The 25,203-nt window shown below is 63.4% G+C and carries 23 protein-coding genes; 5 read left to right on the forward strand and 18 right to left on the reverse strand.

Annotation, left to right across the window (positions count from 1 at the left end):
• Both CDV44_RS08540 and CDV44_RS08545 read right to left on the reverse strand, forming a co-directional pair.
• Entirely contained in the window at positions 1–1,716 is a 1,716-nt protein-coding gene (locus CDV44_RS08540; protein WP_087687642.1) for an iron ABC transporter permease, read from the reverse strand.
• A gap of 2 nt (positions 1,717–1,718) precedes the next feature.
• Positions 1,719–2,894, reverse strand: coding sequence for an ABC transporter substrate-binding protein (locus CDV44_RS08545; protein WP_170935911.1), 1,176 nt, complete (start codon positions 2,892–2,894; stop codon positions 1,719–1,721).
• A 235-nt stretch (positions 2,895–3,129) separates the two neighbouring features.
• Between CDV44_RS08545 and CDV44_RS08550 the strand changes: the two genes are divergently transcribed.
• Positions 3,130–3,939 carry a hydrolase gene (locus tag CDV44_RS08550; RefSeq protein WP_087687644.1) on the forward strand — a complete coding sequence of 270 codons (810 nt, stop codon included), beginning with the start codon at positions 3,130–3,132 and terminating at the stop codon, positions 3,937–3,939.
• A 77-nt stretch (positions 3,940–4,016) separates the two neighbouring features.
• On the opposite strand, the gene CDV44_RS08555 is transcribed toward CDV44_RS08550, so the two are convergent.
• Positions 4,017–4,910: a proline iminopeptidase-family hydrolase gene (locus CDV44_RS08555; RefSeq protein WP_087687645.1), complete on the reverse strand. Its 894-nt coding sequence runs from the start codon at positions 4,908–4,910 to the stop codon at positions 4,017–4,019.
• Complete coding sequence (locus CDV44_RS08560; RefSeq protein ID WP_087687646.1) at positions 4,907–5,782, reverse strand: carbon-nitrogen hydrolase family protein; 876 nt, start codon at positions 5,780–5,782, stop codon at positions 4,907–4,909. The genes CDV44_RS08555 and CDV44_RS08560 overlap by 4 nt, the downstream gene beginning before the upstream one ends.
• Positions 5,783–5,877: 95 nt before the next feature.
• On the opposite strand from CDV44_RS08560, the gene CDV44_RS08565 reads away from it, so the two are divergent.
• Positions 5,878–6,645 (forward strand): HpcH/HpaI aldolase/citrate lyase family protein, encoded by a 768-nt coding sequence (locus tag CDV44_RS08565; protein ID WP_087687647.1) that lies wholly within the window; start codon positions 5,878–5,880, stop codon positions 6,643–6,645.
• Between the two features lie 65 nt (positions 6,646–6,710).
• Positions 6,711–7,364, forward strand: coding sequence for a GntR family transcriptional regulator (locus CDV44_RS08570; protein WP_087687648.1), 654 nt, complete (start codon positions 6,711–6,713; stop codon positions 7,362–7,364).
• A gap of 48 nt (positions 7,365–7,412) precedes the next feature.
• On the opposite strand, the gene CDV44_RS08575 is transcribed toward CDV44_RS08570, so the two are convergent.
• Together CDV44_RS08575 and CDV44_RS08580 are read right to left on the reverse strand one after the other, a co-directional pair.
• A complete protein-coding gene (locus CDV44_RS08575) occupies positions 7,413–8,447 on the reverse strand; it encodes a D-cysteine desulfhydrase family protein (protein WP_087687649.1) in 1,035 nt (344 codons plus the stop codon).
• A gap of 43 nt (positions 8,448–8,490) precedes the next feature.
• The gene (locus CDV44_RS08580) at positions 8,491–10,896 is read right to left on the reverse strand and encodes a penicillin-binding protein 1A (protein WP_087687650.1); all 2,406 of its coding nucleotides are present in this window, start codon (positions 10,894–10,896) and stop codon (positions 8,491–8,493) included.
• Positions 10,897–11,109: 213 nt separating this feature from the next.
• Here CDV44_RS08580 and CDV44_RS08585 point away from each other — a divergent pair, with 213 nt between their 5' ends.
• Entirely contained in the window at positions 11,110–12,087 is a 978-nt protein-coding gene (locus CDV44_RS08585; protein ID WP_087687651.1) for a LysR family transcriptional regulator, read from the forward strand.
• Between the two features lie 63 nt (positions 12,088–12,150).
• On the opposite strand, the gene CDV44_RS08590 is transcribed toward CDV44_RS08585, so the two are convergent.
• From CDV44_RS08590 to CDV44_RS08635, 12 genes are all read right to left on the reverse strand, one after another.
• Positions 12,151–13,044 carry a sulfurtransferase gene (locus CDV44_RS08590; RefSeq protein WP_087687652.1) on the reverse strand — a complete coding sequence of 298 codons (894 nt, stop codon included), beginning with the start codon at positions 13,042–13,044 and terminating at the stop codon, positions 12,151–12,153.
• Positions 13,045–13,087: 43 nt separating this feature from the next.
• Entirely contained in the window at positions 13,088–13,927 is an 840-nt protein-coding gene (locus CDV44_RS08595; RefSeq protein ID WP_170935912.1) for an ABC transporter permease, read from the reverse strand.
• Positions 13,920–14,726 (reverse strand): ABC transporter permease, encoded by an 807-nt coding sequence (locus CDV44_RS08600; protein WP_087687654.1) that lies wholly within the window; start codon positions 14,724–14,726, stop codon positions 13,920–13,922. Before CDV44_RS08600 ends, CDV44_RS08595 begins: the two co-directional genes overlap by 8 nt.
• The gene (locus CDV44_RS08605) at positions 14,723–15,538 is read right to left on the reverse strand and encodes an ABC transporter ATP-binding protein (protein ID WP_212677087.1); all 816 of its coding nucleotides are present in this window, start codon (positions 15,536–15,538) and stop codon (positions 14,723–14,725) included. Before CDV44_RS08605 ends, CDV44_RS08600 begins: the two co-directional genes overlap by 4 nt.
• The gene (locus CDV44_RS08610) at positions 15,535–16,596 is read right to left on the reverse strand and encodes an ABC transporter substrate-binding protein (RefSeq protein WP_087687655.1); all 1,062 of its coding nucleotides are present in this window, start codon (positions 16,594–16,596) and stop codon (positions 15,535–15,537) included. Before CDV44_RS08610 ends, CDV44_RS08605 begins: the two co-directional genes overlap by 4 nt.
• A 54-nt stretch (positions 16,597–16,650) precedes the next feature.
• Complete coding sequence (locus CDV44_RS08615; RefSeq protein ID WP_249277459.1) at positions 16,651–17,985, reverse strand: LLM class flavin-dependent oxidoreductase; 1,335 nt, start codon at positions 17,983–17,985, stop codon at positions 16,651–16,653.
• 212 nt (positions 17,986–18,197) lie between these two features.
• Complete coding sequence (locus CDV44_RS28000) at positions 18,198–18,359, reverse strand: hypothetical protein (protein ID WP_170935913.1); 162 nt, start codon at positions 18,357–18,359, stop codon at positions 18,198–18,200.
• Positions 18,360–18,400: 41 nt separating this feature from the next.
• On the reverse strand, positions 18,401–19,870 hold the full coding sequence (locus tag CDV44_RS08620) for a putative sulfate exporter family transporter (RefSeq protein WP_087687657.1): 1,470 nt from the start codon (positions 19,868–19,870) through the stop codon (positions 18,401–18,403).
• 77 nt (positions 19,871–19,947) lie between these two features.
• Positions 19,948–20,928 (reverse strand): aliphatic sulfonate ABC transporter substrate-binding protein, encoded by a 981-nt coding sequence (locus CDV44_RS08625; protein WP_087687658.1) that lies wholly within the window; start codon positions 20,926–20,928, stop codon positions 19,948–19,950.
• 53 nt (positions 20,929–20,981) lie between these two features.
• Positions 20,982–22,310: an LLM class flavin-dependent oxidoreductase gene (locus tag CDV44_RS08630; RefSeq protein WP_087687659.1), complete on the reverse strand. Its 1,329-nt coding sequence runs from the start codon at positions 22,308–22,310 to the stop codon at positions 20,982–20,984.
• Between the two features lie 214 nt (positions 22,311–22,524).
• Positions 22,525–22,653, reverse strand: a complete 129-nt coding sequence (locus tag CDV44_RS28605; protein ID WP_254916211.1) for a hypothetical protein — start codon at positions 22,651–22,653, stop codon at positions 22,525–22,527.
• A 161-nt stretch (positions 22,654–22,814) separates the two neighbouring features.
• Complete coding sequence (locus tag CDV44_RS08635) at positions 22,815–23,729, reverse strand: LysR family transcriptional regulator (protein WP_170935914.1); 915 nt, start codon at positions 23,727–23,729, stop codon at positions 22,815–22,817.
• A gap of 99 nt (positions 23,730–23,828) precedes the next feature.
• Between CDV44_RS08635 and CDV44_RS08640 the strand changes: the two genes are divergently transcribed.
• Positions 23,829–25,130: an aspartate aminotransferase family protein gene (locus CDV44_RS08640; RefSeq protein ID WP_087687661.1), complete on the forward strand. Its 1,302-nt coding sequence runs from the start codon at positions 23,829–23,831 to the stop codon at positions 25,128–25,130.
• Positions 25,131–25,203 lie beyond the last annotated feature (73 nt).

Here is a 25,203-nt window from a genome sequence, read left to right on the forward strand (position 1 = left end):
TTATTTACCCTTTCCAAGCGTCTTGGCGACCATTACCAGCGCCAAGGTCAGCAACAGTTGCACGATCGACAGCGCCGCCACAGGTCCGAAATCGCCATTGGTCCACAGCCGCAACATGGTCGGCCCGATGACCTGACTCGTCGGCGCGACCAGAAACACGGCAGCGGCGTACTCCTTCAGAAAACTCACGAACAGCAGCAGATAACTGCTGGCCATGGCGCGGCGTCCCAGCGGCAGCACGATGTTGCGGCTGGTCTGCCACCACGTGGCCCCGCAGGCGCGCGAGGCCTGATCGAGTTCGCGGCCGATTTGCATGAACGTGGGCGCCATCGCGGCGAATGCCGTCGGCAGGTTGCGCATCGAAAACGCGATGATGAGCAGCCACAGGGTGCCGTAGAGCACGCCCATGCCGGGAAGCCACAAGGTGAGCCAGAGGAAACCGATGCCGACCACAATGCCGGGCACGGCGCGCGGCGCCAGACACAGCACTTCCAGCGAACGCCGCCAGCGGAAGTTCGAGCGCTGCACACAAAGCACCACCAGCGCCACGAACGCCGTCGCCAATGCCGCGCCGATCCCGGCCACAAAAAGGCTGTTGGTGATGGCGTGCCAGTATTCCGACTGCGTGAAGAGCTGCTGGTAGTTCGATGCCGTCAGATAATCCAGCGGCGATACCAACGGACTCAGGAACTGCACCGCAGAGCGTGCCACCAGCCCGGCAATCGGCAACAGCACGCTGATGGCGAGGTACAGCCACCACAGCATCGCGATCACGAAACGCCAGCCGCCCACGCGCGTTGCCCGGTGACGCTGCGCTTTGCCGCGCAAGGTGACAAAGCGCTGCGTGTTGCCGAGCATGCGTTGCTGCACGATGACCAGCAGCGCCACACAGATCAGCATATAGACCGCCGCCGCCCCCAACATGCCGTAATTTGGGGACGTCTGGCCCAGCGCTTCGCGGTACAGGAACGTGGTGAAGAACTCCAGATTCGACGGTGCGCCGAAGATCAGCGGAATCGACAACAGCTCCAGCCCGCCCACGAACGCCAGCAGCGCGCTGTAGAAGATCGACGGACGCATGAGCGGCAACGTGATCGTGGTCATTACGCGCCACGGCTTCGCCCCCGTAGTGCGTGCGGCATCTTCCAGCGAGCCGTTAGAGAGAGACAACGCGCTTGAACACAGCACCGTGACGTATGGCGCCTGCGACACCCCGGCCAGCACGCCCATGCCGAGAATCGAGTACAGATTCCATGGCGTATCTGACAGCCAGCGCTGCACAGCCAATGTCACATAGCCCGACGGCCCGTACAGCACATACCAGCCGAACGCCAACACAAGCTGCGACAAATAGACAGGCAGCGCCATCACGCCGCGCAGCCAGCGCTGGCCGGGCAGTTCGAGCCGCGTAAAACAGAACGCGCCTAGCACGCCCACGACCGTGGCGACTATCGTCGACACGACGGCCAGATAGAACGAGTTGGCCGCCGCCTCAAGAAATGCGCGGCTGGTCAGCAACCCACTGTAGTTCTGCGAAGTCAGCACGCCGTGCCCGTCGTACAACGGGCGGTCGATCAGCGATTGATAGACGATCAGGCACAGCGGCGTTGCCACGAGCAACAAGACGGCGACAAACACGAATCGCGGCACCCAGCGCTCGGGGTCGACGCGACGGCGTGCGCTGCCTTCCGGCAACACATTGGCGAGCGATGCCATGCTCACTTCCTCCCGCCGGTAAACGTGGCTTGCCACTTGGCGATGAAGGCCGGCTGCTCACGCAACATCTCGGGTGGGTAGCCAATCTGGATGACGTTCTTCGCCCCCAGTTGCTCGACGATCTGCGCGTAGGTAATCACCGGCACTTCATTCGGCTTGACGTCGCTGCGGTACGGCACGAGGCCACCGTTCGCAATGCTCACCTGCCCGTCGTGCGACAGCAGCCAGTTCATCACCAGACTCGCGGACGCCTTGCTTTGCGAGCGTCGCGTGATCGCCATGCCGCGCGGCATGAGCGGTGTGCCGTCCTTGATCAGGTTCCAGCCGAGAATGTCGCCGCGCTTTTCCTGCCGCAACCGTTCGAAGAAGGTGGCGCCTGACGCGAAGTACACCACCGAGTACTCGCCGGTGGTCACCTTCTCGATCATCGTCGCCCCGCTGCTCTCCAGTCGCGTGGCGCGGGCTACGCCTTCCAGCGCCGGCCAGCCGCGCTCGCGAGCATAAGTCCATTGCAACACGTAGGCGAACGCATGCTTGGCAGCGTCGTACGTGGTGATCTTGCGATTGAACAACCCCGGGAATTGCTGGCTCAGGCGTGCGAGATCGGCCATGGACTGGGGACGCTTGTCCGGCGGCAACAGCAGCTTGTTGTAGACCATCACCAGCGGATCGGTCGAGAACGTGTAGAGCCCGGGCAGCGGCTTGCTCCACGCGGGCAGAGCGCCCGCGTCAGGCACGTTGTACGGCTCGATGCCGTCTTTCTCATGAAAGCGCAGCCAGGCATCCGGCGCGGCCGTGATGATCAGGTCGGCGCTACGGCGTCCGACCGACGACTCGCTGTAATAGCGCTCGAACACCTCGGCCGGTCCCAGATGCAGCGCATCGACCTTGAGCCACGGATACTTCGCACGCAATCCGGCGAGGAACGGCGCCATGTTGGCGTTCGACAAATTCGAGTAAATCAGCACGCCCTGCTCGCTGCGCGCCTTCGTCTCCAGATCGGGGGCGGCCGGTGCTGCAAATGCCGTGCCGGTGCCCACCCAGCCGAATCCGCTGACCGTGCCCGCCACGCCCACCATGCCCGCCGTCAACAGGCGGCGGCGCGTGACATCGGGCATTGCCTCCTGCACAAGCCCTTCCGGCGCCGTGCCGTTCTTACCTTCGTTATTCGCTTTCAACTGCTCCTCCAATCGATTGCCAGCCAAATTCCAGAACATCCCAGAACTTCGAGACCCTGCCATTTCACCGCAAGATCACCTTGATGCAAATAGTAGCCAATTTGAGATACACTCACAACCGTTCAATAAGCGATGCGACCCCGGGGTATCCCTAATACGTGACGACGCGTATGGCCATGCTTCGGCGACGCTGCCCTGTTTTTCCTTCACCCTCCCTCGGAAAGGATCACCGTTCGTGAAGATCACGCCATATCACGTCGGGCCGACGATGTCGTTCTCGTGCCGCCTGGACCCGCGCTTTTCATACTGCCTGTATGTGCCGCGCGGCTATGCCGACCCGGCGCGGCCGCGCTGCCGGATCTTGCTCGCCGTACACGGCACCGAGCGCGCCAACCAGCGGCTGCGCGATCGATTTGCCGACTTTGCCGAGCGCGACAATTGCATCGTGCTGGCGCCGTTGTTCCCTGCGGGCATGACGGGCGACGACAACATCGATGCCTACAAATATCTGGCGCAGGGCGACCTTCGCTACGACCTCATCGCCAAAGACATGATCGACGAGGTGGCCTATGCCTACGACGTGTCGGCGGATCGCATGCTCGTGTTCGGGTTTTCCGGTGGCGCGCATTTCGCCCATCGCTTTCTGTATGGGCACGCCTCGCGCGTGCGGGCCGCGTCGATTGCAGCGCCCGGCGGGATCACGTTGCCCGATGCGGAGCATCCGTGGTGGATCGGCTTGCAGGATTTTGAAAAACGCTTCGGCCGGCCTGTTGACTGGGCCGCGCTCAAAAGCATCGTCATGCATCTGGTCGTCGGTGCCGAAGACACCAACCCTCAGGGCATGATTCAGAGTCCTTCGCATCCGTACTGGATGCCGGGTGCCGATGCCCTCGGCAAGACGCGCGTCGAGCGACTGCGCCGCCTGTACGATGCGATGGTCGCGCTCGGCGTCGACACACGATACGAAGCGTTGCCCGGCGTGCGCCATGAAATGGAACCACTGGTCGACGCGGCGCAGGCATTCTTCGCCACGGTCTCGCGCTGACACACGCATCGAGGCCTCGTTTCACGGCCCCTTCCGGCAAAGACCGAAGGGGCCGTCAATCGACGGCCCCGATATGCTTACTCCCGCTGCGCCTTCAGAAACGTACCGACCACGTGGCGGTACACCTCGGGGGTTTCGTAGAAAGGCATGTGCGACGCGTCTTCCAGCACTTCCAGCTGCGCATTCGGCATCGCCTCATACATCGCGCGCGAACAAGCCGGCGTCAGTTCGTCGAACGCGCCGCAGATCACCAGCGCCGGCGCCGTGATGCCGTGCATGTCCGGCACCCGGTTCCACTCGCGCATATTGCCGGTATAGGTGAACTCGTTCGGCCCTTGCATCGTGCGGTATGGGCCTTCGTTCCACTGCGCCAGCGAACGCGTCAGTGCCTCAGGCCAGACGGGCAGCCGGCACACGTGGCGATAGTTCAGGAGGGTCAACGCGGCGGCGTATTCAGGATGGGTCAGCGTGCCCGCTGCCTCGTGATGCCGCATCATCGCGACCGTTTCCGCACCGAGCGCTGCGCGTAGGCGCTCCAGTTCCGTGCGCAGATGCGGGATGTCGCAGGCCCCGTCGGCAACGATATAGCTGGCGACGCGTTCGGGATACGTCAGGCAGTACTCGGTGCCAAGCCAGGTTCCCCACGAGTGCCCCAACAGGTGGAACCTCTGGATGCCCAGCGCCGCACGCACTTGTTCGACTTCTTCCACATAGCGGGCCAACGTCCACAATTGTTCATCGTCCGGACGATCCGACGCGCCGCAGCCCAACTGGTCGTAGAAAACCAGCGCAAATCCCTCGTCGGCTAACCACGCATGGCCTTCGCGCAGATACTCGCTGGGCAGGCCCGGTCCGCCGTTCAGGCCGAACAATATGCGCGCGCCAGCGGCAGACACATCGCCGCAAACGTAAGCCTGAACGTCATACCCCTCGGCAAGGCGCACGCGCACCGTTTCGAATGGCTGCGTCATGCACCCACCTGCACATCGAAACTACGGTCTTGCCCGAGGCTCGGAATGCTCGTGCGCGCCCAATCGACCCGTGCGGGATCGATGTCGGCCATCACGATGCCCGGCGCAAGGCCGCCATCGGCCAGAATTTCGCCCCACGGGTCAACGATCAACGAGTGCCCGTAGCTATACCGCTCGCCATAGTGGTGCCCGCATTGCGCCGGCGCGATGACATAACAGCCGGTCTCGATGGCCCGCGCGCGAAGCAGCGTGTGCCAGTGCGCTTCTCCCGTGATTTTCATGAAGGCCGCGGGCACCGCGATCAGGTTGGCCCCTGCCTGCGCAAGCGCCCGATACAACTGCGCAAAGCGCACGTCATAGCAGATCGAGAACCCCAGACGGCCCCACGGACCGTCCCAAAGCTGCGCACGGGCGCCGCGTTTATACAGGTTGGATTCGGTAAAACTCGACGACCCCGGCAGTGCATCGAAGAGATGGATCTTGTCGTAATGGCACACCACCTCGCCCTGCGGCGAAATCAGCATGCTGCGATTGACGAGTTCGCCATCGGTGTCGCGCGTCGTGATCGACCCCACGAGAATCCAGCAGCCGAGATCGAGCGCCGCGGCCTTGTAAGCCGCCAGCGCGAAATGCTCGGACGGCACCCGGGCGTAGTCCCGCGCGCGCTGAAAGTCGGCATCGAGATAGTCGACCGCTTCGGGCAGCGCGATGAGTTGCGCGCCGCCGAGCGCTGCCTGACGAATCCACGCAAGGGTATCGGCAACGTTCTCCTTCACGTCATTGCGGGCGCAAACCTGCACGCAGGCAACGCGCAGGCGCTCGGCGACCGGGCCGCCAGGGGGAGTCGAGAGCGCAGAGGAAAGCACAGACATGGAAATCTCCGGTGTGAGGAATTTCCAAGGATAGACGAGCGAATTGTTAAAGGCTACTATTTTGGCTACTATTTGCCATCTTCAAGGAATCCCTCATGTTTCGCCCCAACCGCTTGAAGCAACGCCTGTCCGAAGGACACCCGTGTGCGGGCGCGTGGCTTTTCGTCCCCAGCGCGGACACCGCCGAGATTCTCGGCACGTTGGGCTACGATGCGCTCATCATCGATCACGAACATACGGTCGGACACGTTCAGACCGCCGTTGAACAGATCCGCGCTATTCGGGCTGCCGGGGCGAGCACGGTACTCGCGAGAGTGCCCGCCCATGATGCCCATGTGATCAAGCCATTGCTCGACGCCGGGGTCGAAGGCCTGTTACTGCCGAACGTGGAATCGGCGTCACAAGCGCGTGCGTTGGCGAACGCGGCATGGTATCCGCCGGACGGCACACGGGGAGCGCATTACACCGTGTCTCGCGCGGCGGCATGGGGCGGGCAAGCCGCCGACTATCGCGCTCGGGCAAAGCAGGAATTGTTGTTGATCGGCATGATCGAAAGCCTCCGTGGCGTCGACGCCCTGCCCGAGATCCTCGCCGAGAACGTATTCGACATGATCTTCGTCGGCCCGCTCGATCTCGCCGAGAGTCTCGGCTGCGGCAGCGACATGGCGAGTGCCGCGGTGCAGGCTGCCATCGACACGGTGGAGCGACAGGTGCGCGCGAGTGGCGCCTGTCTGGGTTTGGCATTGCGCCCGAACGAGTTGGCGGCGCACGCGTACGCCCGTGGGCACGCTTTTGTCACGCTGGGCTGTGACGTCGGATTTCTGCGCCAAGGTGCCACGTTGTTGGCACACCAAAACGTTTAAACCGACATCGGAACGGCTTCGGCCCGATGCTATAATCCGCGAACAAAATTGGCTACTAAAGGCGAATGGAAACGACCCCGCTCACATTTGATTCCCTCAACGATCTCAGCCGCGAGATCCGGAGCGACCTTTTCGCAGGCAAGTACTCGCCCGGCGACTGGCTCAAGCAAACGGATGTCGAGCAGCGGTATGGGGCCAATCGCTTCGAAGTGCGCATGGCACTTAATGAGCTGGCGGTGCGCGGCCTGCTGGAACACATTCAGAACCGCGGTTATCGCATTGCGAGCCATTCGTCGATTCAACGTGACCAGCTCTATGAAGTCCGCACCATCATGGAATTGGCGGCGTGCCGCTTGATCGTCGTGCGCGCCACTCAGGAGCAAATCGACAGCTTTGGCGTTCTGGTCGCGCAGTTCGACACGGCCGTCGAGGTGGGCAGCCGCGAGGAACTGCGCGTCATCAACTTCCGCCTGCACGAGGCGTTCTACGCCATGGCAGGCAACACGTTGCTTGCCGAAGAAATCCGTCAGAACCGCGAGCGCGGTATTCCGGGACGCACGGGAACGTGGGACACCGTCGCCTCGCTGCGCGCGAGCAATGCCGATCACATCGCCATGCTCGACACGCTGCGCAAACGCGACGCCGAAGGCCTGTGCGCCGTCGTCTATCGCCACCTGAACCAATGGCGTGCTTTCTCGACGTCGGCAACAACAGAGTGAGGTGATTGAAGTGAAAAGGGCCGCACTCGCGCGCCCCTTCACTGTCACTTACCCGGCAAACGCTTCCCGATAGGCGAACAATCCCGGCGTGCCCCCCGTCATCACGTAAAGCACGCTAGTGCCCGCGGGCACCGCCCCGGCACGAATATCGGCGAGCAGTCCGGCAAAGGCTTTGCCGGAGTAGACCGGATCCAGCAGCAGCCCTTCGCTGCGCGCCAGCAAGCGCACGGCGTCGAGCATCCCCTGCGTCGGAATGCCGTAGGCCGCGCCACGGTGCGCACCGTCGATCACTACATCGTCCGCTGAGAGGGCGGACGCCGAATGCCCCAACAGCGCCAACGTCTCCCCGGCCAATTGCACCGTGCGCGCATGTGTCGCGTCTCGATCTGCCAAAACCGAATACGCGTTGACCGTCTGCGCGCCCCGCCCTGCCAAATGAAACCCAGCGACCAACCCCGCCTGCGTGCCCGAGCTTCCGTTCGGCACGACCACGCGATCGAACGTCGTCCCGAGGACCGATTCCTGCTCAATCACTTCCAGTGCGCAGCGAACATAGCCCAGCGCACCTAGCGGCGACGAGCCACCTGACGGGACCACCATCGCCCGCCGCCCTTGCTCACGTAACGCCACCGCACGGTCCTGCGCCGCCGCGAGCGCATCGACTTTCGGCGCAAGGCGATGCACCTTCGCGCCGAAAAGATCATCCAGCATGACGTTGCCGTTGTTGCGATAAGCCACGTCATGCCGGGGCACCATGTCCGCCAGCATCAGTTCGCAGGCAAGACCATGTCGCGCACAGGCGGCCGCTGTGAGCCGCGCATGGTTGGACTGAATGCCACCAATCGTAATGACGGTATCTGCGCCGTCTGCCAGCGCTGCGCCCAACAGGAGTTCCAGTTTCCGCAGCTTGTTGCCCCCGCCGCCGATCTCGCCCAGATCGTCACGCTTCACGTAGATGGCGATGTCCTGCCGGTCCGCGCCGCACTGGCTTTCGAGCCGGGACAAGCGCCGGATCGGCGTCGGTCCCTCGATCAATGGAACGGTAGGAAAGTGGCTGGCGATTTGCGAGCTTGTGTTGATCATGTTGTCTCCGTGGTCCGGCGGCACCCTCGCCGCGACGCGTCATTCACTCGTTGATGAAGTACTGCAAGATGCGATCGCGCTCGGACTTCGCGGCAGTCGCGGCTTGAGCGTCATCACCCTCCTCGTCATCCCCGCTAGCCGGTTGCGACAGCGCCACGCCGTCGGGACTCAGCTTCTCCACGAAGCCATTGCCCGGCTGAAACGCCTTGTCGTAAGCGACATCGCCGGCAACGGTAATGTCATCGGGCACGACGACAGTTGCCTGCGGAACGCCATCGAGAGCCTGCTTCATGTAATCGATCCACACCGGCAATGCCGTGCGCGAGGCCCACTCGCTGGGCCCCAACGAGCGTGGCGTGTCGTGCCCCATCCAGACCACCGTCGCAGCGCTTTGCTGGAAACCGGCAAACCAGCCGTCGCGATAGTCGTTGGTGGTGCCGGTCTTGCCGCCGATGTCGCTGCGGCCAAGCACGCGCGTGGCCGATGCGGTGCCGTGTTGCGCAACTTCGCGCAGCATCTGCGACGTGAGATAGCTGGTCGCCGGCGACATCACGCGCACACGTTCCGGACGCACATGGAACAGCTCTGCCCCACGGCTATCGACGATGCGCGACACGAGATACGGCGCCACGCGCTCGCCACCATTGGCAAACACGGCGTAGCCCACTGCCATCTGCAACGGCGTGACGGCCCCCGCCCCCAAAGCCATCGGCAAGTTGGCCGGAATCTTGTCCTTGTCGAAACCGAAGGTCTGTACGGCAAAGTCGCGCGCGTAAGCCGGACCAATCGCCTGCACGAGACGAATCGCGACGAGGTTGCGAGACTTGGCCAAGGCTGTCTGCAACGACAACTCGCCGAGCGGCGCGCCACCCGCCTTGGGTCGCCAGATCGGTGCACCGGGGGCCGGCCGGATCTCCAGCGGCAAGTCGAAGACCTGCGTCGAAGGCCCGTACCCCTTGGCAATCGCTGCCGCATACAGGAACGGCTTGAACGCCGAGCCCGGCTGACGCCACGCCTGCGTCGCGTGATTGAGATGCTGGCCCGACATGCCGCTGTCGCCGATCATCGCGAGAATCGCGCCATCTTCGGGCGAGATCGAAATGAGCGCCGCCTGCACGGTGGGCATCGCGCTCAATTGGAAGGTGCCGTTCGCAAGTGTTCGCATGCGCACGACGTCGCCGACGTGGACGCGTTGCTTGGTCGAAGCCTGCGCAGCGGTGGCGTGCTGGCCATCTTCCATCAGCACGGTGACGCGGCCAGCGTTCGCGCCTTTGGCCGTGCCATCGACATGGGTCACCACGCCGACGCTCAAGCCCGGATAGTCGGGCCGCTGCTTCAGGTACGCCGCGAGCGCCGGTGTCAGTCCGGCGCGAAGGTCGAGTTGTGCGCGCAGGTCTTCCGGCACCCGCGTTTCTGCGCCGGGATACGGCTGGCGCGCCTGATATGCCTCGACACCGCGCAACACGGCATCGGCCGCAGCGCGCTGACGTCGCGTGTCGACCGTTGTCCAGACGCGCAGCCCCAATTCGTAGGCTTCATCGCCGTAATCTTTCACGATCATCTTGCGCACCGTCTCGGTGACGGCATCGGCCGGAATATCGCGGCCGGTCGCGACCCGTGGCGAGAACGGCGGCGCAGCCGACGCAGCGGCAAAGTCTTCGCGCGAAATCACACCGGATTGCAACATGCGGCCGAGCACGTAAAGCTGCCGCGTGCGTGCCCGCGCCGGATCGACGATCGGATTGAACGCTGCCGGGGCTTTGGGAAGCCCTGCGAGCATGGCGCATTCGTCGAGCGTCAGTGCTTCGACCGGCTTGCCGTAATAGACGCGCGCCGCAGCCCCGAAACCATAAGCACGTTCGCCCAGATAAATCTGGTTCATGTACAGCGTCAGGATCTGCGGCTTGCTCAACGTGCGCTCGATCTTGATGGCGAGCAGAATTTCGTACAACTTGCGCGCGTAGGTCTTCTTTCGCGTGAGAAAGAAGTTACGTGCCAGTTGCATCGTGATCGTGCTGCCGCCCTGCGCCTTGCCGCCGTGCATCGCGTTGGCAACACTGGCGCGAATCAGACCGGGGAAATCGACGCCACCGTGGGCAAAGAAATCGGCGTCTTCGGTGGCCAGAAGCGCATCGCGCAGATGTGCGGGAATCTGGTCATACGTCAGGGGAATACGCTTCTCGATGCCGTATTCGGTCAGCAGCTGGTTGTCCGCCGAATAGATGCGCAAGGGTTGGGCCGGGCGATATTCGCCAAGCACGGCCACGGGCGGCAGTTCCGGGTACACAACCACGATCACATAGGCCGCAAGCGCACCGAACGCCGTGATTCCGGCCACCATCACGAACAACAACCACTTCAGCCAACGCCGGGCCTTTCGCGCCGGGGGTGGCGTGGGGCCACCGCCTTCGGGGCCCTGCGGGTGCGCGTCGAAATTCCTTTCATTCATCCGTGAACCATTCCTTCAATAACCGAACCAATCGACAAGTCTGGCTAATGTATGGATGTCACGAGAACACCGATGGCACGCCATACGAGCGCGAGAGAGGTGCTCTACAATCCGCATGAATCGCCAAGAATCAGCCAGACCCGGCAGCCATACTCTGCGAAGCGCCGGGCGACGGACAAGCGATATTTCCTTACTCATGCATTAATCACGCTAATGCGAAAACCCATCGACGCCGCTTTGCTCGGCGCCCTGCGTTGCTTTGCCACGGCCGCCCGGTTGCTGAGCTTCACCCGCGCGGCGGATGCGCTCAGCCTGACCCAAAGCGCTATCAGTCAACAGATCCGGCAGTTGGAAAAGCGGCTGGGCTATGCGTTATTCGTGCGCGGCCATCGCAGCCTGACGCTCACTCGAGAGGGGGAAATGCTGCTGGAAGGCACGCAGCGGGCCTTCGACGAGATCGAGACCACGCTCGTGCGGATTGCCAGCACGGACGAGCCGGTGCGCGTCGGTTGCTGCCCGTCGTTCGCGCTGCATTGGCTCGTGTCGCGACTGCCGGATTTTCATCAGCACTTCGAGCGAAACCCGGTGCAGCTCAACGCGGAGTTCACTGCGGTCGGCATGCCTGACGACGACACGACCGGCGTAGACGTCGCCATTCGTCACTCGGTGGACGATTTCCCGCTGACCGACGTGCATGCGCTGTTGCTCGACGAGTGGTTATTGCCCGTCGCCACGCCGACCTATCTGCAACGCAATCCGGCAGCGGCCAAGGGGCGCATCGACAAGTCGTGTGTGTTGTTGCATGACGCCGCCGCGTGGACCGGGGCGGATGCCTCTGCCGAATGGCGGGCATGGATGACGGCGGTGCAGCCCGCAGCGATTCGCCACGTGGACGGGCCCCATTTCAATCTCGCGAGCATGGCGTTCAGCGCGGCGCTCAACCATCAGGGCATTGCGATTGCCCGGGTGTCGCTCTTGACGAATGAGTTGCGTGACGGGCGGTTGGTGCCGGTTGTACCGGTCGCGGTGCGCTCGCCCGCCTCGTACTGGATGATCTCGCGCAGTGCAAATTCCCCGGCGGCGAGTGTGTTCAACGCGTGGCTCTTGCAGGAATGCCGGCAGTTTGCCCGCCGCCGCGCGGTTGATATCGGCAAGCTCGGCATTGCACGCCCGGCGGACGCGATGTTGTGAACGCGCGAGTCCGGGGTGCGATGACCGCCCCCAAGCTCACGACCCACTCGCGCCAGGCTGCTCTTAAACGTCGACCTGCATCGGCAACTCGGGCGCGCTCCCCCACTCGCCAAGCGATGCGTCGTACAGGCGCACATTGGGATGCCCCAGCTTCATCAGCGCGAAAACGACAAGGCTTGCCGACACACCGCCGCCGCAGTACGCGATGACGGCGCGTTCCGGCCCGATGTCTGCCGCCGCGAAGCGCGCCCGCAACCCGGTGTCGTCAAGCAACTGCCCCGTCGAAGCATCGAGCAGGCTCGCCGCAGAGACGTTGATACTGCCGGGAATGTGACCGGGACGGCCCTTGCGCGGCAGTTCCTCGCCGCTGTACTGCGCGGGGCGCAGCGCATTGATCAGCCGAACATCCGGTGCATGTAGTGCCTGCACCACGTCGGCACACTCGGCCACATAGGGCAACGGCGGCGCCACCGTGAACTCACCGCGCGCCGGGGCAGCCGCCGCGCCTCGCTCTACCGGATACCCCTCGGCCTGCCACGTGGCCAGACCGCCGTCGAGCAGATGCGCATTGGTAAATCCATAGACACGCAGCATCCACCACACACGCGTGGCCCACCACGGCGTGCCGGTGCTGTAGATGACGACGAGGCTGTCGTTGCGAATGCCCAGCGCTTCCACTGCTGACTTGAAGGCTTCCGGCGGCGGCAGCATCAGGTGAATTGGGTGATTGCGATCCGACAGCTGCGCATCGATGTCAATGAACTGAGCGCCCGGAATGTGAGCCGCGTCAAACGCCGCACGCTCCGGCTGTACACGTTGTTTGATGACGGGATCGACCACCATCGTCGCGCTGCAATCGAACAAACGCAGGTCGGCACGATGCAGATTCTCGGCGAGCCACGCCGTGTTCACGAGATAGCCCGGTTCAATGACCGGTGTTAGGGATGTGGCAGTCATTTTCAAATCGAAAGTCAGAATGCGGTCGCGGCGGACCGAAAATTCACTCGGTAGCCCATGCGGCAAACAGCCGTTGCAACCACGCGATGCCCGCGTCGGCGAAATAACCGACGACCATCGTCACGATCACATAGGCATATACCTGCGGCGACTGGAAGTATCGCTGCGCTTGCACAATCGCCTCGCCAAGCCCGCCGCCCGTGACCATCTCGGCGGTAAACACCGTTATGAGTCCGATCGGCAGCGCGATACGAAGCCCCGACAACATCGACGGTACCGTGGCAGGCAACAGAATCAGCCAGAACAATTCGCTGCGCTTCGTGCCGAGCGAAAACGCCGCCCAGCGCAGTTTCTGCGAAATCAGCGATGCCCCGGACTGCGCCGCCACGATGAACGGGAACACGCAGGTGGCAAACACCAGAATCACCTTCGAGACACTATCCATGCCGAACCACGCGGTCAGCACCGGGATCAGTGCAATCTTCGGCAACGGAAAACCAAACGCGACATAGGGCGAGAGCCACCAGCGGCAGAACCGGGACTCCGCCATCAGGAAGCCCGCCGGAATGCCCACGAGTGCCGCCAGCGCAACGCCCGCGAAAGCTCGCCAGAGACTGGTGCCCAGCGTGCTGAACAACTCCCCGGTCGAGACGAGTTGCCACAGCGTGCCGAACACGACTGACGGTGACGGCAGAAAGACCGCCCTCACCCAGCCGTAATGCGCCGCAATTTGCCATAGCGCCAAAAGCACAGCGAGCGCAATCCAGCGCTCAATCCAGTGAAGCAGGCCCACGGGGCGCTTCCGCCCCGGGGCGTCGCCCTTCTGCGCCGCCTGTGCCGCCTGTGACGCCACCGGACCATTCAATACGGTCGCCTTAGTCATGATGTTGTGTCGTTTCATGCCAGCGCAGCCAGAACTGACTGGCCCGCCGGAGTGCAAGATCGGCCAGATAGGCAATCACTGTCGTCACCAGTAGCGCGGCAAACAGATAGTCGTAACTGCCTTGGTCGCCGTATTGCGATATCAACTTACCGATGCCCTGATTCGCCACGATCATCTCGCACGAGATGGCGACCAGCAGCGTGAAGCCGAACGCGACGCGAACGCCCGTGAGAATCTGCGGCATCGCCCCCGGCAACACCACACGCCAGAGCAACTCGGCCCGCGACGTGCCGAGCGAACGTGCGCTCCACAGCAGCACGTGCGGCACCTCTTGCGCACCACGCAAGGTGTAGACGATCAGCGGCAGCGTAGTGGTCACGGCGATGACAACGATATTGGTCATGCCACCCACGCCGAACCACAGCACGAGCAACGGAATCAGCGTCGTCTTCGGTAAGGCATAAGTGGAGCGCACCACCGGCGATACGATGCGCTCGAACACGCTCGATGTTGCCATCAGCAAGCCCGTCGGCACGCCGATCAGCAACCCGGCAGCCAGCCCCCAGACACTCGCGCGAAGGGTCGCGGCAAGGTTGTCCCAAAGTTCACCCGTGCGCGCGAGATGCAACATGGCACGCCAGACGTCACCCATCGGCGGCACGAAACCCTCCGGCAACCACTGCCAGCACGTCGCGGCGTGCCACAGGACGAACAACAATGCGACCGACACCACGCCCGTCAGCGTGCGCGCGCCGGGCAAGCGGCGGACGGCCAGCGCCGGTAGCGTTGCCCCGCTCATGCGATCTCCTCATGCTCGGTGCCGCGCACTTGCTCACGGACAGTCAGCCAGACATCGTTGCGCAACGCCGCGAAGCGCTCGGAAAGCATGGTGGTCTCGCGGCCCAGCGTGCGGTCCAGATCGACGTCGATGCGTTTGACGATCCGCCCCGGACGGCGTGACATCACATAAATAGTGTCCGAGAGGTACACGGCCTCGTCGATATCGTGTGTCACCAATACGGCGGTTTTGCCCGACGCCGACCACAAGCTCAGCAGTTCGTCCTGCATGAACTCGCGGGTCTGTGCGTCAAGCGCGCCAAAAGGCTCGTCAAGCAGCAGAATCTTCGGATCGCTCGCGAACGTGCGCGCCAACGCCACACGTTGACGCATGCCGCCCGACAGTTCGCGGGGAAAGCGACGCTCGAATCCCTTCAAATGGATCAGCGCAATGTAGCGTTCGACAGTGCGGGCCACCGTGTCGGCATCCACGCCCTTGCGGCGCAAACCGTAGGCGATGTTGTCGTACACCGTGAGCCACGGGAACAACGCGTATTCCTGAAACACGATGCCCCGGTCGACGCCCGGGCCGGTAACGGTGTTGCCGAATGTCGAGCAAACCCCTTGTGAGGCTTGAACGAAGCCGCCGAGGATGTAGAGCAACGTGCTCTTGCCGCAGCCTGAAGGCCCGACCAACGACACGAGCTTGCCCGCCGGCACGTCCAGATCGATGCGATCGAGCGCGAGCACCGATTCGCCGCCCTTGTCGAACGACTTCGACAATCCGGCGACGTGAATCGCCGGCAGGCTGTCGTGGGAGGCTGCGTCGCTCATACGCGATGCGGAAGATAAGACGCGTCGACGTACGGCGCAATCGTCACGGGCTTGGGCAGCAACCCGAGCTTGGCCATCGCGTCGATGGGCGGCTGCAAGCTCGCCGCCGAGATCGTCGCGTTCGGGTCGCGATAGAAATCCTTCGCCGTCAGGAAATACTCGTCGAGCGACGCCGCAGGTGTCTTCGCCAGATCAGCCGTGAGCGCCACGACCTGTTTGCGATTGGCCGGGTCATAGATCCAGCGCTGCGCATCCACGTAGTCCGCCAGCCAAGCGCGCACGGCGGCGGGCTGCGACTTCAGGAAACGGGTACGGGCGCTCTGGAACAGGACCGGGTACGGCGGCACGACGCCCACGGCATCGAATACCGTACGAATGCCGCCCTTCTTCGCCTCGTCGACTTGGAACGGCATGGCCAGTACACCGACGTCAATGCGCTTCTGACGCAATGCCGGACCGATGTTGCCGAACGGCATTTCCACCACACGCACGTCCTTGCGCGGGTCCAGACCGTGAGCCTGAAGCGCGATGCGCAGAATGATGTCGACACTGCCGTTGAACGCGTTCACGGCCACGGTCTTGCCCTTGAGATCGGCAATCGTGCGAACCGGGCTGTCAGCGAGTACGACAAACGGGTTGGACGCATAGCCCTGCACGGCATCACGGTGGATTTCGGCAATGGCCGTCACGCCACCCGGCACAGCGTCCTGCGCAATCGTGGTGGCAAGGCTCGTGAACGCGAGCGTGCCGAGATCGGCCTGCTCGGCAGCCAGCAGCGTGGCCACCCCGGGCGTACCGCGCGCGGTGGTCGTCTCGATGACATATTCCTTGCCGTGACGCTTCAGCACGTTCGCCTTGAACCAGTCGCTGAAGATCACCGTTTCGAGCTCACCCGGCCCCACGACGCCAGCACTGGCATAGCGAATCACGGGCGGTGCCGCACGGGCGATCATCGGGAATGCCGGTAGCGATAAGGCCGCAGCCACTGCGGCGCCCTGCTTGATAAAGTTGCGTCGGCCATTGACCGACGAGTCACGCGAAGAGGAATGGGAAGACATGGCAGTGTGCGAGAAGTCGTTGTTATGTGTGCGTTGGCAAATGGCGCAAATGGCTTAGTGCGCGGGGCGCGCGAGACCGAGGTGGTCACGCAGCGTCGCGCCGTCGTACTCGGCACGGAAGCTGCCGCGTGATTGCAGTTCGGGCACGACGAGGCGCACGAAGTCCTCCACGCCGCCCGGCAGATACGGCATCTGCACCATGAAGCCGTCGCAGGCGCGCGCATCGAACCATTGCTGCATCGTGTCGGCCACGGCAGCGCCCGACCCATTGAAATCGCGCAGCGGGCCGATGCCATAGCGCTTGCCGATCTCGCGCAACGACAGCCCCTGCTTGCGCGTGAGCTCCGCCACTTCCTTGTAGTGACCCTGCACGCCGCCGACTTCGAGATCGGGCAGCACGCCGTCCTGTGGGAATGGCGACAGGTCGATGTCCAACTGGTACGACAGCGTGGAAAGTCCGGCTTCGGGATCGCACAACTCGTCGAGCAACGCCTGCTTGTCGCGCGCGATGGCATCGGTCTCGCCAACAACCGGCACCATGCCGAGCAGAATCTTCACGTCATCGGGGTTACGGCCGTGTTGCACCGCACGCTCCTTGATATCGCGATAGAAGGTCTGCGCAGACTCTTGCGACGAGTGCGTGACGAAGATCACGTCGGCCCACTTCGCCGCGAAATCCTTGCCGCGGGCCGAGGCGCCGGCCTGAATAAACACCGGGCGGCCTTGCGGCGGACGGCTCACGTTCAGCGGCCCTTCAACGTCGAACCACTTGCCATGGTGCGAGATAGGCGCCACACGCGACGGATCGGCGAACTGCGGCGTGGCGCGATCGAGCGTCAGGGCGTCGTCGTGCCAGCTGTTCCAGAGCTTGCATGCGACTTCGACGAACTCGTCGGCGCGGTCATAACGGTCCTCGCGCGAGAGTTGCTCGGCCAGACCGTAGTTACGCGCTTCAGCATCTTGAAACGACGTCACGATATTCCACGCTACGCGCCCGGCGCTCAGATGATCGAGCGATGCCAGTGCGCGGGCCACATGAAACGGCGTGAAGTAGGACGTTGAAATCGTGGCGGCCAACCCAAGCTTGTCGGTGCTGGCTGCCAGCGCTGACAGCACGACGAGCGGGTCTAGGCGCAAGGCACCGAGTGCGCCATGACGCAGTTGCGAGTCGAGGCTGTCGCCGAGACGGCGCGGCAACGCCTGAATGTCCGGCAGGAAGATCATGTCGAACTTGCCGGCTTCGAGCAGACGCCCGATGTCGCGATAGAACTTGACGTTGAGAATGTCGTGCTGCGCCGAGGGATAGCGCCAGCCGCCGTGGTGACCCGACACTGGGCCCGCCATCACATAGGCGGCCAGGTTCATTTGTCGCGAGGCATTCGTAGGCATGCGAGGTATTCGGAAAAACGGAGTAAGAGACCGGCGCGGGTAACTTCGTTGGCAGCGCCTGCTCAGTTGTCTTCCCGGACCACAGTGACGGCGGCGAGGGCGGCACAAGCCGCCCCGCACGCAGTCGCAACCCAGTATAGAGTTCGGTTGCCTGATGACAAATTCGAATATCTGCTAAGCAAATTCACACAAACAGAAACACGCTTGCGAATCTATACCGTCGCCACCGGCAGGTAGTGATTGATGATGCCGAGCACGACCAGCAGCACGATGCCGATGCCCAGACTCCAGCCGATCAATTTCTTCTCGATCGGCAGCAGCGGCTCCTCCGGCGCTTGCGCGATGGCTTTCGACAGGTTGTCGAGGTCAGACATGGTGAGACTCCTGTGATGTGAAAACGTTGGGGCGGCAAGAGTTACGCCAGCGGCGGCTTCACCCCGTGGAAGAACAGCCACGAGATCAACAGGCCCACCCAGATAACGAAGCCGAAGAGGCTGATGACATACACCGCCGCGAGCTTGCCGATACCTTCGGACCACAGCTTGCGGAAGTTCGACAGCAGACCGATCGAGAAGAACGTCAGGACGAAGAAGATGACGCGGAAGTTGTTGGCCTCCCCCACAGCGCCCTTGATCTTCGCTGCGGCTTCCGGTCCGGCGGCGAGCGACAGGCCCAGTGCAAGCGCGAACGTCACGACAAAGCCGATGATGAACTTCGGAAACCGCTCCCAGATCTCGCGCGGACGAGCCCGTTGCGAGGCGTCGGTGACGTTGATGTGATTGGTCCAGATGTACGCGAGGATGAACGACCACACGCCGATGAAGATGTCGATGAACACCTTGATCGTGGCCGTCGTGCCCACGATCCAGCCTGCCGCGTAGTGCGTGCCGCCCGCAGCCGCTTTCGCGTTGATCAACGCTTCGGTGATCGCGCCACCCGCAACTGCCGCCCCATCAGTCTTGACCGCCAGCCCGAGCCACGCCGCTGCGACCAGCGGATCGTCTGCGAGGAAATGCTGGGCGAGGAACGGGAGAATCAGCAGCTCAATGACGGCGAACACCACGACCAGCGACGACACCAGCACCGGAATCGCTGGCCGCGCACGAATGGCGCTGCCGGTTGAAATGGCCGCTGCGACGCCGCAGATCGAGATGCCCGAGGCCAACGGCACCGCCCACTCGCGCGGGAAGCGGAACCACTTGCGCGCGATGTAATAGACGACCGCCCAATAGATCAGATACGCCTCGACGATGGCGGCAACCCCACGCAGCAGAATCGACGACGCGAACGTCAGCCGGTCGGCCACCGTGACAGCAATGAACGCCCCCAGCACGACGATCGCTGTCTTGATGTACCACTCGGGGCGCACCGCATCCGAGAGCCACGCGCTCGCACGCGGGAAGGCATTGGCGATGATCAGACCGACCACCAGCGCGACGATATAGCCACCCTCGTTGGTGAGGCGCAGCGACCAGTCGATGCCGAACTTGGTTTGCTCGGCGGGCGTAACCGCCGCCAGATAGGCGTAGCTGCCGAGAAACCAGCTCGCATACGCCAGCCAGAACAACACGGAAAAGCGCACAACGAAGCGGCGAACGTCTTGCTGTAACGCGGCCACGCCCAGCGAGAGCACGGCGCTCAGGACGATCCATGTCAGGACAAAGGCGGCGAATCCGCCGAGGCGGGCGTATCCCGACGCCGCGGGCGCGAGTGCCGTTGCCGGGTCGGTCCAGACGCGTGTCGTGACGACCCAGCCGATCGGGTCGGCACCGGATACGCCCGTGAGCCCGGCGATAACGATGATCAGGCCGATGATGACGGCGAGCCAGTCTTCGCTCACCGGCTTGGCGGCCGAGACCTGTGGTGTGGTTGAGGCTTGCTCCATACTGCATTCCCCTTCAAATGACGTGACGTGTGTTTGACGATGCCGGGTGACCCGGCTGTTGTTATCTCCTGCCGGGTTCAGCCCTTACGAATGTCCACGACCGCCTGTCGCACGTCGACCGCGCGCGGTATCAGACGGGTCTGGAAGGCCAGATCGGCGTTCGCCTGCTGTGCCTTGAGGACGTCAGGGGTGATTGGGTATTGCACACCCCATTCCAGACGCGGGATGGCGCGCTTCCATACGTCGAGCGGCACGCCGGTGTTCTGCGCCAATAAATCGGCGGTTTCGTCCGGCTTTGCCAGCCGCGCCGTAATGTCGGCACTCAGCGTGTCGAACAGCGTGCGCAGCGTGGCCGGATACTTCTCGGCGAACGTACGCGTGCCGATGTAGAAGGCGTACTGCGGCACCGACACGTCGCCGATCTTGAGAATGGTGCGCACGTGGCTCGCGATCTCGGCGTCGGCATAGCGCGGGTCCGGCACGGACCATGCGTCGACGAAACCGCGTTCGATGGCCGCGCGCGCATCGCTGTACGAGAGGTAGGCGAACTGCACCTCCGACGGTGAAACGCCCGCGTCTGCCAGCGCACGCAGCACGAACAAATGGCCTTGCGAGCCCTTCGCGAAAGCAATCTTCTTGCCGCGCAAATCGCTGATCGTGCGCACGGTGGAATTAGCGGGCACGACGATGGCGTAACCGTTCTGATAACGGCTGCCGGCAGCGACGTACACCACTGACGGTGCGGCACCCGCTTGCGCGAGAATCGGCGGCGGCGAACCCACCACACCGACATCGACATCGCCTGAATTGATCGCCTCGACCATCGGCGCGCCGTAGACAAACTCGATCCACTTCACTGCCACACCGTGTGGTCGCAACGCCGCCTCAAGCTTGCCGGACGCGCGCAGCGCCACCAGCGGGTCGCCTTTCTGAATGCCGATACGAATTGCGCCGGGCCATGCTTCGGCGGCCAATGCGCGCGGCACGTGCCCCGCTGCGAGCGCGGCGGCGGTGGTAGCGCCCAGCCAGGAAAGTGCGGTACGTCGAGTGATTGCCATGTCAAACCTTGAAATGCTTGCGTCGCCCCGTGCAGACGGGGTGTTTCATGAATTCAGCGTGAGAAGTGACGGTTTTCGGGGCGTTCGAGCCCGTAGTGCGCGCGCAAAGTGTGCGTGTCGTATTCCGTGCGAAGCCGCCCGCGACGTTGCAGGATTGGCACCACGTGCTCGACGAACAGATCGAGTTGGGCAGGCAATACCGGGGGCATGAGATTGAAGCCATCCGCCGCACCATCGTCGACCCAGTCTTCGATGACGTCGGCAATGCGCTCCGGCGATCCGGCGAATGTGAAGTGCCCACGCGCGCCCGCGAGTTGATGAAGCAGCCGACGCAGGGTCGGCCGCTCGCGAGCGACGAGACCGACGATGACTTCCGCCCGGCTTTTCGCAGCCTGCACGGTGGCGGGATTCGGGAAGTCATCGACAGAGAGCGGCTGGTCGAGTGGCAGACGCGAGAAGTCGTAGCCGCCAAAGCGGTCGGAAAGCCGGGTAAGGCCAACGCTGATGTCGGTCAGGCCATTGAGTTCTTCGAGCAGCGCCACGGCTTCGGCATCGGTCGCGCCAATCGCGGCACTCAAACCGGGCAGGATCACGACCTGATCGGCACGCCGTCCACGCGCTTCGGCCGCCGACTTCAGATCGCGATAGAAGTCGCGGGCCGAGGCTTTGGTCAGATGTGCGGTGAAGATCGCTTCGCCAAAACGCGCGGCGAACGCTTTGCCGTCAGGCGACGACCCTGCCTGCACCAGCACAGGCCAGCCTTGCGGCGAACGCGGCAGATTGAGCGGCCCCGCCACGCGGTAGTAGTCGCCCCGGTGATCGATGCTGCGCACCTTACCGGGCACGACGAAACGGCCGGTGGCGGCGTCGTCGACAATGGCGTCGTCGGCCCAGCTATCCCAGAGGCCGGTCACGACCTCCAGATATTCGTTCGCACGGGCGTAGCGCTCGGCATGGCTGATCGGCTGATCGAGTCCGAAGTTCTTGGCGGCGGCACCGACCCACGACGTGACGATGTTCCAGCCAATGCGGCCCTTGGTGATGTGATCGAGCGACGCGAACTGACGCGCCAGATTGAACGGCTCGGTGTAGGTGGTCGACGCCGTGGCAATCAACCCGATATGCCGCGTGGCGAAGGCCAGCGCAGCGAGGGTAGTGATGGGTTCGAGTTGCGCGGTCGCAACGTGCTCGGCGGCTTCGGCAAGCGCCAGCGCGTCGGCGAGAAATACCGAATCGAAACGGCCGGCCTCCGCGGTTTGCGCAAGCCCGGCGAAATAGTCGATATCGGTCAGCGGCAGGCGCGTCGCGCCCGAATGACGCCAGCCGGCCTCATGGTGGCCGCGGCCGTGAATGAACAAATTGAGATGAACGCGTTTTGCCATCGTGCCTGCCGTCGGTGAACTCACCGGGCCGGGCGGCCCGATGCCGGCAGCAAGACGACGCTACCCGCACCTCGGCGGGTTCGCGCATTCGTCTACACAACCGTGGCAGCGACTATAGGCACGCGTTCAGCGAAACGGAACCAACGGCTTTTCATTAAGATATTCACGTTGGCAATCGCCGTTCCGCCAGATACAACAACGGTTTCGGAACGGCTTAGAGGGCCTTCTTCACGGTGCGTGCAGCACCCGAGATATCCTGACCGACGCCATCCACCGTGTTGCAGCCCGCGAGCGCGAACAACGAACCGACCAACAAGAAAAACGCCAGGCAACGCGACAGCATATCGACCTCTTCGATACAGAACTGATGGGGAACGAGTTTCCGGATAACGGACGCTCGCGCTTCAACAAAACAGCCAGACGCGCCGACGCGCGCTGAAACAACCCGCAATTGTCCAACAAATGCCGTCCGCCGGGGCCATCCCCGGCGTCTTTTACCTTCGGTTACAACATCGGCAGGATGTGCCGGATGTGATCGGCAAACGCCTGCGACAGATGATTCGGGCGGGCCCGGTCGAACTTTACCGTAATCCCGACCGACGGCAGCGGCGGCAGCCCGGGAACACCGTTCAGCGCATGCAGGTCCGATGGCACCGCCGTCTGGGTCATGACCGCCAGCGCCTGCCCGGAACGTGCCAGTGCCGTCAGTCCCGCCAAATTGCTGCTCGCATAGGCGATTCGGTAAGGCACGCCCGCCGCTTGCAGGGCCTCGCAGGCGGCGATGTGGTCCAGCGTGTCCGGATCGGATAGCGCCAGGGGTACGGGCTCACGCGGCAGCAGCGGATCGAAAAGTGCCGCTTCGAGCCCCGGGCTGCCGATCCAGACCAGCGGCTCGCGGCGGATGATGTCGTCGCCAACGGCGCCGGGCGGCAAGGTGTCCGGCAGCGAAATCAGCGCCAGATCCAGTGCGTGGCGCGCCAATTGCTCCAATAACCGGGGCGTCGGCTCGCAGATCACTTCCACCAGCGCCTGAGGATGCTGGCTGGCGAACTGCCGCAGCAGATCGGGCAGGAACGCTGCGGCGTAGTCGTCGGGACACCCAAACCGAAGGGTGCCGCTCAGGCCCTTCCCCGTCATGTCGGCCAGCGCTTCGTCATGCAGCCGAAGCAGGCGCTGGGCGTGCCCGAGCAAGCGCTCGCCGGCCCCCGTCAACACCACGCCACGGCCGGTGCGCTGCAATAGCGGCTGATCGACCACTTCTTCCAGCCGCTTCATCTGCTGGCTCAGCGCCGACTGTGTGCGCGAAATGCGTTGCGCCGCACGGCTCAGCGAGCCCGCTTGCGCGATGGCGACAAACGAGCGCAGCAGATCGATGTCCAGTGAGAGGCTCAAGGTATTAGATTCCCTTCTATCTTTCATTAGCATTATTCGCTTCTATGAAAGCAGAGCGCTGCTTAGACTGCAAGCGGTTGATGCCCTTCTCTTGAGCTTTCGTCATTCGCCTACCGGAGATCCCGCGTGTCCAAGAACCAAGACGCTGCCTTTTGGCAGAACGCCCGGCAACATCTGATCCGCTACGGCGGCACGTTCGAACCCGCGATCATCGAGCGTGCGCAGGGCAGCTTTGTCTACGACGCCGACGGCCGAGCGATTCTCGACTTCACCTCAGGACAGATGAGCGCTGTGCTCGGGCACAGCCACCCCGATATCGTGTCGGTCGTGACGGAATACGTCGGCAAGCTCGATCACCTGTTCAGCGGCATGCTGTCGCGTCCGGTGGTCGATCTGGCCACTCGGCTGGCGGAAATTACGCCGCCGGGCCTCGACCGCGCGCTGTTGCTCAGCACGGGTGCGGAATCGAACGAAGCGGCCATTCGCATGGCCAAGCTCGTGACCGGCAAGTACGAAATCGTGGGGTTTGCCCAGTCGTGGCATGGCATGACGGGCGCGGCAGCGTCGGCGACCTACAGCGCAGGCCGCAAGGGCGTCGGTCCTGCGGCGGTGGGCTCCTTCGCGATCCCCGCCCCGTTCACGTATCGCCCGCGTTTTTTGCGCGACGGTCAGTACGACTACCTCGCGGAACTCGACTACGCCTTCGACCTGATCGATCGGCAATCAAGTGGCAATCTCGCCGCCTTTATCGCGGAGCCCATTCTCAGCTCGGGCGGCATCATCGAATTGCCACCGGGCTATCTGGCCGCGCTCAAACGCAAATGCGAGGAGCGCGGCATGCTGTTGATCCTCGACGAAGCCCAGACCGGCGTGGGCCGCACCGGCACGATGTTCGCGTTCGAGCACCACGGCGTCACGCCCGACATCCTCACGTTGTCGAAGACGCTCGGTGCCGGGTTGCCGCTTGCTGCCGTGGTCACGTCCGCAGAAATCGAAGAACGTGCGCACGAGCGCGGCTACCTGTTCTACACAACCCATGTCTCCGATCCGTTACCCGCTGCGGTGGGGCTGCGTGTGCTCGACGTCGTGGCGCGTGATGGTCTGGTTGCCCGCGCCAACGTCATCGGCGAGCGCCTGCGGACCGGCTTGCTGGACCTGATGGAACGCTTCGAATGCATCGGCGACGTGCGCGGCCGCGGCCTGTTGCTGGGCATGGAAATCGTGAAGGACCGCCGCACCAAGGAACCGGCCGATGGCCTCGGCACGCGCATCACGCGCGAATGCATGAACCTCGGCCTGAGCATGAATATCGTGCAGTTGCCGGGCATGGGCGGTGTGTTCCGGATCGCCCCGCCGCTCACGGTCAGCGAAGCGGAAATCGATCTCGGCCTGTCACTGCTCGGGCAGGCCATCGAGCGATCGCTCTGACGCGTTGCTTCAGTCGCAAAAAAGCCCCGTGATTCGCTTCATCGAAGCGCACGGGGCTTTTCTTCAGCCAGCG

The sequence above is a fragment of the Pandoraea sp. PE-S2R-1 genome (assembly GCF_002179865.1).
Taxonomy (GTDB): Bacteria; Pseudomonadota; Gammaproteobacteria; order Burkholderiales; family Burkholderiaceae; genus Pandoraea.

What these genes read in the sequence shown, in the direction of transcription:
- CDV44_RS08540 (WP_087687642.1), bottom strand. Translation starts at nt 1,716, where the DNA reads ATGGCATCGCTCGCCAATGTGTTGCCGGAAGGCAGCGCACGCCGTCGC.
- CDV44_RS08555 (WP_087687645.1), bottom strand. Translation starts at nt 4,910, where the DNA reads ATGACGCAGCCATTCGAAACGGTGCGCGTGCGCCTTGCCGAGGGGTAT.
- CDV44_RS08560 (WP_087687646.1), bottom strand. Translation starts at nt 5,782, where the DNA reads ATGTCTGTGCTTTCCTCTGCGCTCTCGACTCCCCCTGGCGGCCCGGTC.
- CDV44_RS08565 (WP_087687647.1), top strand. Translation starts at nt 5,878, where the DNA reads ATGTTTCGCCCCAACCGCTTGAAGCAACGCCTGTCCGAAGGACACCCG.
- CDV44_RS08570 (WP_087687648.1), top strand. Translation starts at nt 6,711, where the DNA reads ATGGAAACGACCCCGCTCACATTTGATTCCCTCAACGATCTCAGCCGC.
- CDV44_RS08575 (WP_087687649.1), bottom strand. Translation starts at nt 8,447, where the DNA reads ATGATCAACACAAGCTCGCAAATCGCCAGCCACTTTCCTACCGTTCCA.
- CDV44_RS08580 (WP_087687650.1), bottom strand. Translation starts at nt 10,896, where the DNA reads ATGAATGAAAGGAATTTCGACGCGCACCCGCAGGGCCCCGAAGGCGGT.
- CDV44_RS08585 (WP_087687651.1), top strand. Translation starts at nt 11,110, where the DNA reads ATGCGAAAACCCATCGACGCCGCTTTGCTCGGCGCCCTGCGTTGCTTT.
- CDV44_RS08590 (WP_087687652.1), bottom strand. Translation starts at nt 13,044, where the DNA reads ATGACTGCCACATCCCTAACACCGGTCATTGAACCGGGCTATCTCGTG.
- CDV44_RS08595 (WP_170935912.1), bottom strand. Translation starts at nt 13,927, where the DNA reads ATGACTAAGGCGACCGTATTGAATGGTCCGGTGGCGTCACAGGCGGCA.
- CDV44_RS08600 (WP_087687654.1), bottom strand. Translation starts at nt 14,726, where the DNA reads ATGAGCGGGGCAACGCTACCGGCGCTGGCCGTCCGCCGCTTGCCCGGC.
- CDV44_RS08605 (WP_212677087.1), bottom strand. Translation starts at nt 15,538, where the DNA reads ATGAGCGACGCAGCCTCCCACGACAGCCTGCCGGCGATTCACGTCGCC.
- CDV44_RS08610 (WP_087687655.1), bottom strand. Translation starts at nt 16,596, where the DNA reads ATGTCTTCCCATTCCTCTTCGCGTGACTCGTCGGTCAATGGCCGACGC.
- CDV44_RS08615 (WP_249277459.1), bottom strand. Translation starts at nt 17,985, where the DNA reads ATGCCTACGAATGCCTCGCGACAAATGAACCTGGCCGCCTATGTGATG.
- CDV44_RS28000 (WP_170935913.1), bottom strand. Translation starts at nt 18,359, where the DNA reads ATGTCTGACCTCGACAACCTGTCGAAAGCCATCGCGCAAGCGCCGGAG.
- CDV44_RS08620 (WP_087687657.1), bottom strand. Translation starts at nt 19,870, where the DNA reads ATGGAGCAAGCCTCAACCACACCACAGGTCTCGGCCGCCAAGCCGGTG.
- CDV44_RS08625 (WP_087687658.1), bottom strand. Translation starts at nt 20,928, where the DNA reads ATGGCAATCACTCGACGTACCGCACTTTCCTGGCTGGGCGCTACCACC.
- CDV44_RS08630 (WP_087687659.1), bottom strand. Translation starts at nt 22,310, where the DNA reads ATGGCAAAACGCGTTCATCTCAATTTGTTCATTCACGGCCGCGGCCAC.
- CDV44_RS28605 (WP_254916211.1), bottom strand. Translation starts at nt 22,653, where the DNA reads ATGCTGTCGCGTTGCCTGGCGTTTTTCTTGTTGGTCGGTTCGTTGTTC.
- CDV44_RS08635 (WP_170935914.1), bottom strand. Translation starts at nt 23,729, where the DNA reads ATGAAAGATAGAAGGGAATCTAATACCTTGAGCCTCTCACTGGACATC.